Genomic DNA, 13,668 nt, shown 5'->3' with positions numbered 1-13,668 from the left:
AGAAAATGTCACAATTCACCCTAGAAATAGTGACTCCAGATAGAAAGTTTTTTGAAGATGAAGTAGAAATGGTAATCATAAGAGGTATAGAGGGAGATATAGGTATACTAAAAAACCATACTCCTTTGGTTACACCTTTATCAATTGGAAAGATAAGAATAAAGCAAAACGGAAAATTTAAAGAAGCAGCCATAGCAGGAGGATATATAGAAGTAACAAAGGATAAGACAACAGTTATAACAGATGCTGCTGAGTGGCCAGAAGAAATAGACGTAAAAAGAGCAGAAGAAGCTAAAAAAAGAGCTGAGCAAAGGCTTAAAAGCAGCAAAGGTGAAGTAGATATTGTAAGAGCTAATATAGCATTGAGAAAAGCATTAAATAGATTAGAAGTAGCTAAGAAAAAATAAGACTAGGCGAATGCCTGGTCTTATTTTTTGTAAAACGGGGTCAGGCTTGAAAAATTTCCTTTTTCAAATGGAAATTTTTCAAGCCTGACCTCTAAATATAATTAAAAAAAATGAATAAAATAACTCTCTCCTGTCAAAACTTTTAATAGAGGAAAGGGCGATAAGGTAAAAATGTTTTCGTCCCCCTTTACATTTTTACCAGATTCGTTCTTTCCTCAAATCTTTGAAGGAGGGAAGAGGAAATGAATAGACTAAAAACGGCGTTATCAATAGGAATTATAATTATTCTATCTGTATTAAATTATGTATCAGCTGATAATTTTAATACTTCAATTAAAGAAGATACTCTATTAAAAGCATTTAATGAAACAGATGCTCAATTATTAGAAATAGATATGAACTTTACTGCAAAAATTAATAGTACATATTTAGATTTAAATAATCTAAAAAAATTAAGTCAAAAAATTATAAATAAACTAAATATAGATGGTTTAAAAGTGGACAAGAATCTTTTTCAGGAAATGTATAGCAATGATAATATAGCTAATTACTATTGCGAAGACATATCACAATCAAATGATCTCATACAATTAACGATATGGGGGAAGGATAAATATAAAAGGACTATTACAGCAATAATTTCTTCTTATAAAGATCCATATGATGGCACCAGTGAGACAGATTTAGTTATCGATGTGGTGCAAGAATATAAAAAAGGCTTAAATAAGACTATAGATGAAATTAGTAATATTTATAGTAGTTTTAATACAATACCACAAATTACCACTTGTATTATTGGGACATTTAATGGAAAATTAAAGGAAGATGACAAAATAAAAAAAGTATCTAAAGCGCTATATAGTATAAATGGCAGAAAAGTTGAGGGATTTTTTGATGATTCTCTTATAAGTATTTCTGCTTATTCACCTGCAATAGACGAATTCATATATACAGGAAGTAATAAAATGAATGTCAACATAGCTTTAAGATATAATGAATACGAAGATAAAACTTATATTTGGATAGGAACACCAATAATTACAGTTGGGTACTAATTTAGGGGACAGAGAACAGGGAACAGAGAACAGGGACTGTTCTCTGGCAACTGGTAACTGGTAACTTAATATATATTTAACATTAAACATTCAACATTTAAAATTTATATAGTATGGGAGGAAACAAATTGGCAAAAATCATTGTAGAAAAAAGTCCTCCGTTAAAGGGGACAGTTAGAATAAGTGGGGCAAAAAATTCAGCCTTACCTATAATAGCAGCTTCATTATTATCAACAGGAAAATGCATACTAGAAGATGTACCAGACTTAAAAGATGTAGACGTTATATGTGAGGTACTATCTTCATTAGGAGCCGATGTAAAAAGAGTTTCTAGAGAAAAATTGCAAATAAATGCATCAATAATAGATAATTTTGAAGCTCCATATGAGTTAATGAAAAAAATGAGAGCATCTTTTTTAGTTATGGGACCTCTATTGGCAAGAATGGGTAAAGCTAGAGTTTCAATGCCAGGAGGATGTGCAATAGGAACAAGACCGATAGATTTACATCTTAAAGGATTCAAAGCACTAGGAGCTAAAATCGAAGTAGGCCATGGATACGTAGAAGCTAGTGCTGATAAACTTAAAGGAGAAAAGATATATCTTGATTTTCCTAGTGTAGGAGCAACAGAAAATATTATGATGGCAGCATCACTTGCAGAAGGAGAAACAATAATAGAAAATGCAGCACAAGAACCTGAAATAGTAGATTTAGCCAATTTTATCAATAAAATTGGAGGAGATATAAAAGGAGCAGGTACTAGTACAATTAAGATAAAAGGAGTAAAAATTTTAAATGGTGGCAGACATCAGATAATACCTGATAGAATTGAAGCAGGGACTTTTATGGTAGCAGCGGCTATAACTGGAGGAGACATAATTATTGAAAATATAGTAGTAGACCATATAAAATCAATTATTGCAAAACTGAAAGAAGCGGGAGTAGAAATAATTGAAGATGGCGATAAAATTAGAGTAATAGGTAAAAAACCTATAAAAGCTATTGACATAAAAACAATGCCGTATCCAGGGTTCCCAACAGATATGCAGGCACAATTCATGGCATTAATGAGTGTAGCTGATGGTACAAGTGTAATTATTGAAACTGTATTTGAAAATAGGTTTATGCATGTTGACGAGTTAAAGCGAATGGGAGTAAATATTAAGATAGAAGGAAGAAGTGCAATTATACAAGGTACTGATAAGTTGATGGGAGCTCCTGTAAAAGCTACAGATTTAAGAGCAGGAGCAGCATTAATACTTTCTGGACTTATAGCAGAAGGAAAAACAGAAATAAGCAACATATTCCATATAGACAGAGGATATTCAAATATAGAACAGAAATTATCAAATCTAGGAGCGAAGATATATAGGGAATAGGTACTGGATACTAGGTACTTGGTACTGGGTACTAGGTACTTGGGCAAGGGGACGTTTTGTTTGCCATCACATTTAGGTACTAGGTACTATGTTTAAATGAAAAATTGAAAATTGAAAATGTAAAATTAATTGTAGCGTAGAATTAATTCTACGCTACAGATGACTAACGAATAGCGAATGACGAATGGCGTACGGCGAATAAAAACTAATATCGACATAATAAAAGAAAGATTTCCAATTTCCCGGGAAATCTTTTTTTTTATGACAAAATACATAAAGCAGTAAATAGGGTACAGAGAACAGGGTACAGGATAAATAGAGTTGCCAGTTGCCAAGGTACAGTTGCCAGTTATCAAAATGCAGTTGACAATTAATAGCCAACAGTTAACAGTTCATAGCGGAGGATTAATTCTCCGCTACTATCATCTATTGACTAATTGTTAATAGTTTTTAGCCATTTATTATCATTTGATTTTTAATCTTCTAATTCCTGTCTTCTGTTCTCTGTCCCCTGATCTCTGATCTCTGTTCCCTGTGCCCTGTCCCCTAATCTCTGCTTTCTGTATCCTGTTCTCTGTCACCTGATTTCTGATCTCTATTTTTTACATTTTCAATTTTTAATCTTCTAATTCGTGTCTTCTGTTCTCTGTCCCCTGATCTCTGTCCCCTGATCTCTGTTCCCTGTGCCCTGCCCCCTGCCCAATGCATATCTCTCCAACATAAATCATAATTATATTTAAGAACAAATTATACAAACTAAGGGGGACGCTATGAGGGAACTATATTTTTACTTACTTTTTTTATTATTTATAATAATCATAATTCCAGCATTATTGTTAATAGGTAGTATTTCAGGTACAAAATATAGGGGCAGGGATATAAAAGATTTAAATAAAAACAATATCATAAAAGTTTATAATATCAATACCAAAAAAGTTGAAGAATTTGAATTAGATGAATATATAAAAGGAGTAGTTGCGGCTGAAATGCCAGCAGCTTTTGAAATCGAGGCTTTAAAAGCTCAGGCAGTAGCTGCTAGAACATATGCAATATATCATTTAGAAAAGTATAAAGACGGACATCCAGATCATCCAGAAGCACCATTATGTACAGGAATACATTGTCAAGCTTGGCTCTCTAAAGATGAACTTATTAAACTGCATTCAGAAAATTGGATGAAAGAATATTGGCCTAAAATAGAAGAAGCAGTAGATAGCACAAAAGGATTAATTATTACATATAACGATAAACCAATCGAACCCCTTTTTCATTCAACAAGTGGTGGTATGACAGAGGACTCAGAAGCAGTATTTGCTTCAAAGATTCCATATCTTAGAAGTGTTCCTAGCCCTTATGAAGATGGAGCACCTAAATTGAGAGATGTAGTCAAAATGACAGTTGATGAATTTATTTCAAAATTAAAAAGCAAGTATCCAAATGTAAATTTAACTAAAAATAACTTACAGCAAAAAATTAAACTTATAGAAAGAAGTCAGAGTGGTAGAGTTATGAAACTTATGATAGATGGTGAAATTGTTTCAGGTAGAGAAATAAGAAGTCTATTTAATCTTAATTCCACTAACTTCAAAATAACATTAAAAAGGAATGGATATATAGAAATAGAAACATTAGGTTATGGTCATGGGGTTGGAATGAGTCAATGGGGAGCAAATGGTATGGCCAAAAAAGGAAGTAGCTTCGAAGAAATTTTAAAACATTATTATACAGGAGTAGAAATAAAGAAGATATATTAACTAAAACTACCTACCACATGTTAACGCTCTAAAATCTAGATAACAAATCTAGGTTTTAGAGCATTTTTGTTCTATTCCAAAATTTTATCCCAAAAATCAAAAAACATGTATTAAATACTAATAAATGGTGATAATACTAGGTGTGGAGGTGGTCTAATTGGAAGATAAAAACAATTATCAGGAAAATAGATGGTTAAGATTTAGGAATAATATCTCAAAATTTTTAGATAAAGATGGGTTTTATTTTATTTTATTCTTATGCATTTGTATAGTAGCGACAACTGCCGTTTGGGTTTCTAATAATAACTTAAATAAATACAAAACAATAGAAAACAATGATGACTTGCTTTTAGCCGGAGAACTAGATTCTAATGAAGAATTTTCATTAATCAATGAAGATGAAGAGATTGATATTCCAGATATAGAAGTAGTAGAAGTAACAAATGATAAAGAGCCTAAGGAAACAGAAGATAAGCAGACCAAGTCTGCAGAAGAACAAAAGACAAAGGCTGTGAGTTCCTCAAAAGTAAAGGTTAAAAAGAAGGCTAAAAGCAAACCAAAGTCAATGATAATGCCTGTAATAGGTACAATATCAATGGATTATGCTGAAGATAAGCTAGTTTATTCAAAAACTCTAGAGCAGTGGACGACGCATAATGGCATTGATATTAAAGCAAGAGAAGGAAGTGTGGTAAAAGCAGTATTAGATGGAACTGTTACTCAAATAAAAAATGATGATGCCCTAGGTATAGTTATAACTATAGATCATGGAAATGGACTAGTGACTAAATACGGTAACTTATCAACAGATGAAATGGTAACTAAAGGGCAAAAAATAAAGCAGGGAGACCCAATCAGTGGTGTTGGTAAGGGAGTAGGATTTGAACTTGCTCAAGGGCCTCATCTTCATTTTGAAGTTATAAAGAATGGAAAAAATATTGACCCTAAGCTGTATTTACCTAAGTTTACAAAATAAGGTACATATTAGTTCTATAATGTGCCCCAGCTGCATATTAATGTAAAAAAAGACTCTAAACAAGTAGGCAAAGGGGGTTGGATATTTGAAAGATTATATAGAAGAAAGAGCTATAGAAATTGCAAAATACATAATAAAGGAACAAGCAACCGTGAGACAAACAGCAAGCGTATTTGGCGTTAGTAAAAGCACTGTTCATAAAGACGTTACAGAACGTCTTCCGAAGATAAACCCTCTTATAGCAGGAAAAGTGAAAAAAGTACTAGATAAGAATAAAGCTGAAAGACATATTAGGGGCGGGAAAGCGACAAAAATGAAATATCAAGCCCTTAGTAGACAATGAACAATGAGGAAAATTAATATAAAGAGGGAGAATATTATCCTTCCATTTGGAGGGATAATATTTTTTTCTGAAAAATGAAAAAGTTAAAGGAATTTCATACATTTTGTAGAAGTAATTTAAAGGGAAATTATGAGCATATTTTTGAATTAATTTAATATTTATATTAATAAGGTACAAGCTATTAAAATTTACATACATACTTTTCAAAATTATCACATCGAAAATATTAGGACCTAAAAGGCTTTTCCTCATATTTCACATAACTAGCCCATAAAGCTTACAGGTCCGCTCCAAATTACAAGATAATAAAAGAAAGTGAGGTTTGATTGAATGTTGGGATTTAGGACAGACATTGGTATTGACTTGGGCACCGCTAATGTATTGGTGTATATAAAAGGTAAGGGAATAGTTTTAAAAGAGCCGTCAGTGGTAGCTATTGACAAAAATACTAATAAAGTATTAGCAGTGGGTGAAGAAGCAAGAAGAATGCTTGGTAGGACGCCTGGCAATATTGTTGCAATTAGACCTTTGAGGGATGGTGTAATATCGGATTTTGAAATCACACAAAAAATGCTAAAACATTTTATCAATAAAGCTATAGGCAAAATGCTTTTTAAACCAAGGATAATAGTATGCGTTCCAAGTGGAGTAACAGAGGTAGAGAAAAAAGCAGTAATAGATGCAAGCAATCAAGCTGGTGCTAGAAAGACTTATCTTATAGAAGAGCCTATTGCAGCAGCTATTGGAGCGGAGCTAGACATATCTAAACCAACAGGGAATATGGTAATAGACATTGGCGGTGGGACAACAGATATAGCAGTTATATCTTTAGGGGGTATAGTTGTTAGCAAATCAATTAAAGTAGCTGGTGACAAATTTGATGAAGCTATAATAAAATATATAAGAAAGAAACATAATATGATGATCGGCGAACGTACTGCAGAAGACTTAAAGATAAGAATCGGTACTGCTTTTCCTAGAGAAAAGGAAGTATATATGGAAGTAAGAGGTAGAAATTTAGTTTCTGGTTTGCCAAGAACTATAAGAATATCCTCGACAGAAATGTTAGAAGCTTTAGAAGAGCCAGTAACTGCTATTGCAGATGCTGTACATTCAGTTTTGGAGAGAACTCCACCAGAATTATCATCAGATTTGAGCAACAAAGGTATTGTAATGACAGGCGGCGGCTCTTTGCTATATGGACTAGACAAGCGTATTAGTAAGAGAACAGGAATACCAGTGAAAATAGCTGAGGATGCTGTATCTTGTGTAGCTATTGGAACAGGTAAAGCCTTAGAGTCCATTGATATATTAGAGAACGGATTGATTACAGAAGACGATACAAGGAAGTATTATTAGGTGCTGGGTACTTGATGCTGGGTACTAGATACTGGAATAGGGGACAGGGAACAGAGAACAGGGAACAGGGATCCTGTCCCCTGTTCTCTGGTAACTGGCAACTAGAGATTACCCACGAGGAGTGAGTTAAATGAACAGAGGTTTATATACATCAGCAACGTCATTATTAATAAACCAAAAAAGAATGGATACAATATCCAACAATCTAGCTAATATTAATACTACTGGATTTAAAAAAGACCTACTCATATCAGAATCATTTCCAGAGGTGCTTTTAAGTAAAATTAATGATACAGTAGATATGGACAACCATCGTCGGTTTAAAGGAGTAGAGGTTCAAAAAGATGGTGATTTTTACAAACTAAATATTAATTCAGGATATTTTAAAATAAAGACACCTGATGGAATTAGTTATACAAGAGAAATGAGATTTACAATAGATGAAGAAGGATATCTTAGAACGTACTACAAAGATGGAAATGATGCCATAAAAACAGATGGTGAGAACTATGTACTTGGCAGAAATGGTAAAATAAAAGTTGACAGCAAAGATATTGATATAGACAGTAAAGGCAATATCATATCAAATGGTAAAATAATAGATAATCTAGTAGAATTTCCACAGCCAAATGTAATAGGTACTATAAGCTCAGGAGTTAAAACAAGTAGGGTTTTTATCAACTTTAATCAGGGTAATATTGTAGAAACAGGAAACAATCTAGATTTTGCGCTTAAAGGCGACGGTTTCTTTAAAGTATATGACGGTGAAAAAATACTATATACAAGAGATGGATCTTTTTCACTAAATGATAAAGGAGAACTTGTTACTACAGAAGGATATTTTGTTTTAGGAAAATATGGTTCAATAATATTAGAAGGCAGTGACTTTACTATCAATGAAAATGGGGAAATTATTAAAGATGGTGAAGTGATAGACAAGCTTGATATAGTTGATATAAAAAATAAAGAATCCTTAAGAAAAAAAGGTTATAATCTTTATAAAATAGAAGATAATATAGCACCTGAAGAAGTACCTTTTAATGGACAAGTACTAAGAGGATACTTAGAAGGTTCAAATGTTGAAAGTATAAAAGAAATGGTTAATATGATAAGTGTGCTAAGAAACTACGAAGCAAGCCAAAGAATATTAAAAATACAAGATGAGCTATTAGGTAAAGTTGTAAATGACATAGCGAGAATATAGAATAGGTACTGGGTACTAGGTACTGGATACTAGAATAGGGGACAGAGAACAGGGAACAGAGATACTGTACCCTGTCCTCTGGCAACTGGCAACTGTTTTTTATTTTCTGGCAACTGTACCCTGTAGTGGAGAATTAATTCTCCACTACCATTCTGGCAACTAATAAAAGGAAGGAGTAGAGAAAAATGATACGTTCTCTATGGACAGCAGCTACAGGAATGAAGGCACAGCAGCTTAATATCGATACAATCTCAAACAACCTAGCCAACGTAAATACAACTTCATATAAAGGTCAGAGAGTTGAATTTAAAGACCTTTTTTATGAAACATTAAAAAGAACGAACTTAAAAGATGATAAAGGTAGACCTGTAAACTTAGAAGTAGGACATGGTGTTATGCCAACAGCTACAACGAGAGATTTTAAAATGGGAAGTTTAATAGAAACACAAAACCCATTAGATTTAGCAATAGATGGAGAAGGTTTTTTTGCAGTATTAACACCAAATGGTCAAATAAAGTATACAAGAGACGGAAGCTTTAAGCTTAGTATTAATGAAGACGAAGGGAAATTAACTACATCAGAAGGATATTCTGTCTTAAATGAAGATGATGAAGAAATAGTTATAGATAATAACTTATCAGATATAACTATAGATGAGCTTGGATATATAACAGCAAAGGATGAACAAGGTCAAACTGTAGATTTAGGAAGATTAAAATTTGTTAAATTCATGAACCCAGAGGGGCTTATTAGTGAAGGACAGAACTTATATAGTGCTACTAGTGCATCTGGAGAAGAAATATCAGTAGATGCAGAAGAAATGGACAGTAGAATTGTACAGGGCTATCTTGAAACATCAAATGTACAGGTAGTTGAAGAAATGGTAAAAATGATTACAGCTCAAAGAGCATACGAAATAAACTCAAAGTCAATCCAAACATCAGACGAAATGCTCCAAATGGCAAATAACCTGAGAAGGTAAATAGATATTAGGTACTAGGTACTGGGTACTAGGTGCCTGCCTCCTGTACCCTGGCAACTGGCAACTGAAACTGAGGTGATCCTATGTTAAATATAAACAACATAATAAATCAAGCTAATATACAAAAATCTCAATCTAATACATTGAATCTAAAAAGAAAAATAGATAAGGCATATACAAAACAGGACGATAAAGAACTTATGAAAGTCTGCAGGGAATTTGAGTCCGTATTTACTCATATGCTTTTAAAACAAATGCGTTCAACTATTCCAGACGGAGGACTTGTAGAAAAGACTGCAGCAAGAGAATTGTTTGAAGACATGTATGACCAAGAGATAGCTAAATCAGTAAGCGAAAAAGGACAGGGAATCGGCTTAGCAAAAATATTATATGAGCAGCTAAAGAGGAGATAATAATTTCTCCGTATACCAGTTTAATAAATTATGATAATATAGTAGGGAAGGTTCTCCTTCCCTATTTTTATACGCTCAGTAGAACCGTAGAGCGCAATTCATTGTGCGATAAACAAGCAAAACGCAGATCATTAACAAAAGAACCGTAGAGCACAATTTATTGTGCGATAAACAAACAAAACACAAATCATTAACAAAAGAACTGTAGAGCACAATTCATTGTGCGGTAAACAAACAGAACACAAATCATTAGCAAAAGAACCGTAGAGCACAATTCATTGTGCGACAAATAAGGAGGAATTCAATGGATTTTATACTAATTTTAAACCAGGTACTTGTTCTATTCATTCTACTAATACTAGGCTTTATACTTAAAAAAATAAACATTATGACAGATGAATTAGGCAAAGGCCTATCTACTCTTATAATATATGTGACTTTACCAGCACTTATAATAACATCAATGAACTATAAATTTTCACAAGATATGTTAAGTAATAGTATAAAACTACTTATGATTGGAGCAATAGTTTATACCTTTATGATTATAGTTGGTGTTATATTTGTAAAGCTGCTGAAGATACAAGGTATGCAAAAAGGAGTATATCTCTTTTTAATAATATTTTCGAATGTTGGCTTTATGGGTTATCCTGTTGTTGAAGTAGCTTTTGGTAAGATTGGTGTATTTTATGCAGCAATATACAACCTTATTTTTAACATCCTTATATGGACATTAGGAGTAATATTAGTAAACCCAGGACGTGAAAAGAAAATAAATTTTAAAGCATTAATAAACCCTGGAACAGTTTCAATAGTTTTAGGATTTACCTTTTTTATATTTTCTATCAAGTTACCACAGCCATTATATATATCCTTACACAAATTAGGGGCATCAACAACCCCTATGGCTATGCTAGTAGTAGGTTCTCTATTAGGAGATGCAAAGTTTAAAGAGATATTTGGTAACAGCAAACTTTTTATAGTAGCCTTATTAAGACTTATAATAATACCGTTATCAGTTCTATTTGTATTAACAAGATTAAATTTACCCCCAGTAGTTGCAGGCATACCAGTTATCATCAGCAGTATGCCAGCAGCAGCAAATGCAGCAATATTTGCAAGAAGATTTGACTCTGATTACAGATTAGCCTCACAGGGAGTGTTTTTAACAACATTAATAAGCATAGCAACAATACCATTTATTTTATTTATTTTAAATACAATTTAGATACAATTTAGTCAATTTTTCAAATAATACGAACAGCGAACTACGAAAGACCAATGATACGTTGACATTTATTTTGTAATTTAAGAAAGTCTAAATAAATAATAAACTTATAGGATGTGAATAATGTGGATATCTTAGAGAAATGCAAAGAAGTTTTATTAAATAATCCACAGAAAAATTTTATCTTATTTTTTGATGGAAATTTTATGTTATAATTAACATAATAAGAGAATATGGGGTGTTTCTATGGAGAAGTTATTGAGAGATATTTTAGAAGAAATTGGGTCTTTAAAAGGCCAAATTGCATCAATAGGAAACAAAATTACATCAATGGAAGACAAAATCACATCAATGGAAGGTAGAATGGATTCTATCGAAACGGAAGTAAAAGCGACTAGGGAAGATATAAAGACTTTAGACAATAGGGTTACTAAATTAGAAGACAGAATTCTTAAAGAACATGAACTAACAAGAGAAGAGCTTAAACAAGAGATAGAATATGTATATAATGAATTAGGAAATGTTCGAGATGACTTAAAATATGAGATAAATAATTTAACCTTAAAAGTAGTTCAGAATGACAATGAGATTATAAAATTTAAAAAAATCTTTAGAAATGCAAAATAATAAAGTAAATTGATAGGGGCGGTTATTCCGTCCTATTTTTGTTTTCTATAGTATCAAAATTTTGTTTTTAAGTTAGAGTAGTGAACATTAAAACATAGTTTTTAAGATAAATAAAAAATCAGAAAAATCTAAAAAATGTAGTCCAGACTACAGAACCTTATCTAATTATTAAATATAATTAACATATATTTTTAGACTAAAAATAAAGAAGGGGGATTTGTATGATTAAACTAATAGGTGTTCTTATTATTATCATAGGTTTTATTTTAAAACTAGACACCATAGCGGTCGTACTTATAGCTGGAATTGTAACAGGACTAGTAGGTGGACTTGGTTTTGGGGAAATCTTGTCTACCCTTGGAAGTGCTTTCATAAAAACAAGATACATGTCATTATTTTTAGTTACTCTTCCGGTTATAGGTATATTAGAAAGATACGGTTTAAGAGAAAGAGCAGCAGAACTTATCAAAAACATAAAAGCAGTTACGACAGGGAAAGTACTTACAATTTATACTATTATAAGAGAGTTGGCAGCTGCATTTTCTTTAAGACTTGGAGGACATGTCCAATTTATTAGACCTTTGATTTTTCCTATGGCACAAGGAGCTGCTGAAGCCAATTATGATAATCTTGGAGAAGAAGAAATCGAAGAAATTAAAGGTTATGCAGCGGCATCCGAGAACTATGGTAACTTTTTTGGGCAAAATGTATTTATCGCATCAGGTGGAGTACTTCTTATAGTGGGTACTTTAGGTGAACTTGGTATAGAAGTTACCCCTTTAGCAGTATCTAGGGCTTCTATTCCAATAGCGGTAGCTGCACTTGTTTATGCGACAATACAATATTACATATTAGATAAAAAGTTTTCGAAAAAACTAAACAAACACAAGAGCGAAGCAACAGAATAGATGAAGGGGTGAGAGGATGAAAGGGATATTGTTAGAAGGTTTATATGTATTAGCTGGTTTAGTTTCATTTATTGCTAGCTACATGGCTTTGAAAGATAAGAAACTTTCAACTAAGATAGGGACAGCTTTATTCTGGGGGCTTTTAGCAGTTATTTTTATGTTTGGGAAATACCTACCACCATCAATGGTTGGATTCATGTTACTTGTAATGGGGGTACTTACTGCATTTAAACAGGTTAGACTTGGGTCACTCAAAAATGCAGATGAAAAGTTTAGAATAGAAAAATCAAAATTAATAGGAAACAAGATTTTTATACCAGCTTTAACTATAGCAGTATTTGCTTTCGGGATTGCTCAGTTTACAAAATTAGGAGGTTTAGTAGGGCTTGGCTTTGGTGCAATTGCAGCAACTATAATCGCACTTGTTATGACAAAGGCAGAAGTAAAATATGTCGGATATGATGGAAGTAGATTGTTACAGCAGGTAGGATCAGCAAGTATTTTACCACAATTGCTTGCAGCGTTAGGAGCATTGTTTAATGCAGCAGGAGTTGGTCAAGTTATAGCACAAGGTATCTCTGGTATTATTCCTGAAGGAAATATACTTGCAGGAGTTATAGCTTATTGTGTAGGTATGGCTATATTTACTATGATAATGGGTAATGCTTTTGCAGCTTTTGCAGTTATAACAGCAGGTATTGGCTTACCATTCGTATTGTCACAGGGAGCAAATCCGGCTATAGCAGGAGCTCTTGCTCTTACTGCAGGATATTGTGGAACTCTTATGACTCCTATGGCTGCTAATTTTAACATAGTACCTGCTGCGATATTAGAAACTAAGAACAAAAACAGAGTTATATTAAGCCAAATACCACTTGCACTAGTTCTTCTTGCAACTCATATAGTGCTTATGTATGTTTTAGCATTTTAAAAGGTAAAGGCGGTTAAATGTAGTTTTATGTTGAAAAGCGGAGGTTTTAACCTCCGCTAACTAAATACTTATATCAAAACTTGATTTATTATAAAAAATAA

General features: G+C 32.7%; 15 protein-coding genes. 14 read left to right on the top strand and 1 reads right to left on the bottom strand.

The annotated features are described in order from the left end of the window. Positions 1 to 5: 5 nt before the first annotated feature. The 3 genes from TR13x_RS04750 to murA all read left to right on the top strand — a co-directional run bounded on the left by TR13x_RS04750 (position 6) and on the right by murA (position 2,841). Entirely contained in the window at positions 6 to 407 is a 402-nt protein-coding gene (locus TR13x_RS04750) for a F0F1 ATP synthase subunit epsilon (protein WP_054870759.1), read from the top strand. A gap of 242 nt (positions 408 to 649) precedes the next feature. Next, positions 650 to 1,462 (top strand): YwmB family TATA-box binding protein, encoded by an 813-nt coding sequence (locus TR13x_RS04745; protein WP_054870758.1) that lies wholly within the window; start codon positions 650 to 652, stop codon positions 1,460 to 1,462. Positions 1,463 to 1,590: 128 nt separating this feature from the next. Next, complete coding sequence (gene murA, locus TR13x_RS04740; RefSeq protein WP_200905817.1) at positions 1,591 to 2,841, top strand: UDP-N-acetylglucosamine 1-carboxyvinyltransferase; 1,251 nt, start codon at positions 1,591 to 1,593, stop codon at positions 2,839 to 2,841. A 546-nt stretch (positions 2,842 to 3,387) separates the two neighbouring features. Here murA and TR13x_RS11150 read toward each other — a convergent pair. After that, positions 3,388 to 3,549 (bottom strand): hypothetical protein, encoded by a 162-nt coding sequence (locus TR13x_RS11150; RefSeq protein WP_161802931.1) that lies wholly within the window; start codon positions 3,547 to 3,549, stop codon positions 3,388 to 3,390. A gap of 62 nt (positions 3,550 to 3,611) precedes the next feature. Between TR13x_RS11150 and spoIID the strand changes: the two genes are divergently transcribed. From spoIID to TR13x_RS04685, 11 genes are all read left to right on the top strand, one after another. Continuing rightward, a complete protein-coding gene (gene spoIID / locus TR13x_RS04735) occupies positions 3,612 to 4,595 on the top strand; it encodes a stage II sporulation protein D (protein ID WP_054870756.1) in 984 nt (327 codons plus the stop codon). Positions 4,596 to 4,752: 157 nt separating this feature from the next. Further along, positions 4,753 to 5,571, top strand: a complete 819-nt coding sequence (locus TR13x_RS04730) for a M23 family metallopeptidase (RefSeq protein WP_054870755.1) — start codon at positions 4,753 to 4,755, stop codon at positions 5,569 to 5,571. Between the two features lie 85 nt (positions 5,572 to 5,656). Then, complete coding sequence (spoIIID, locus tag TR13x_RS04725) at positions 5,657 to 5,914, top strand: sporulation transcriptional regulator SpoIIID (RefSeq protein ID WP_054870754.1); 258 nt, start codon at positions 5,657 to 5,659, stop codon at positions 5,912 to 5,914. Positions 5,915 to 6,244: 330 nt separating this feature from the next. Next, a complete protein-coding gene (locus TR13x_RS04720) occupies positions 6,245 to 7,273 on the top strand; it encodes a rod shape-determining protein (RefSeq protein ID WP_054870753.1) in 1,029 nt (342 codons plus the stop codon). Positions 7,274 to 7,403: 130 nt separating this feature from the next. Continuing rightward, positions 7,404 to 8,477, top strand: a complete 1,074-nt coding sequence (locus TR13x_RS04715; protein WP_054870752.1) for a flagellar hook-basal body protein — start codon at positions 7,404 to 7,406, stop codon at positions 8,475 to 8,477. A 185-nt stretch (positions 8,478 to 8,662) separates the two neighbouring features. Next, positions 8,663 to 9,460, top strand: coding sequence for a flagellar basal-body rod protein FlgG (gene flgG, locus TR13x_RS04710; protein ID WP_054870751.1), 798 nt, complete (start codon positions 8,663 to 8,665; stop codon positions 9,458 to 9,460). Between the two features lie 83 nt (positions 9,461 to 9,543). Further along, positions 9,544 to 9,873, top strand: a complete 330-nt coding sequence (locus TR13x_RS04705) for a rod-binding protein (protein ID WP_054870750.1) — start codon at positions 9,544 to 9,546, stop codon at positions 9,871 to 9,873. A 304-nt stretch (positions 9,874 to 10,177) separates the two neighbouring features. Further along, positions 10,178 to 11,101 (top strand): AEC family transporter, encoded by a 924-nt coding sequence (locus TR13x_RS04700; RefSeq protein ID WP_054870749.1) that lies wholly within the window; start codon positions 10,178 to 10,180, stop codon positions 11,099 to 11,101. A gap of 246 nt (positions 11,102 to 11,347) precedes the next feature. Continuing rightward, positions 11,348 to 11,728, top strand: coding sequence for a hypothetical protein (locus tag TR13x_RS04695; protein ID WP_054870748.1), 381 nt, complete (start codon positions 11,348 to 11,350; stop codon positions 11,726 to 11,728). A 221-nt stretch (positions 11,729 to 11,949) separates the two neighbouring features. Continuing rightward, positions 11,950 to 12,636 (top strand): DUF969 domain-containing protein, encoded by a 687-nt coding sequence (locus TR13x_RS04690; protein WP_054870747.1) that lies wholly within the window; start codon positions 11,950 to 11,952, stop codon positions 12,634 to 12,636. A gap of 16 nt (positions 12,637 to 12,652) precedes the next feature. Next, entirely contained in the window at positions 12,653 to 13,567 is a 915-nt protein-coding gene (locus tag TR13x_RS04685) for a DUF979 domain-containing protein (RefSeq protein ID WP_054870746.1), read from the top strand. Positions 13,568 to 13,668: the final 101 nt, after the last annotated feature.

The organism is Caloranaerobacter sp. TR13, assembly GCF_001316435.1.
Lineage (GTDB): Bacteria > Bacillota > Clostridia > Tissierellales > Thermohalobacteraceae > Caloranaerobacter.
Note: the sequence above shows the minus strand (reverse complement) of the source record. Positions and strands in the feature narration are given on the sequence as shown.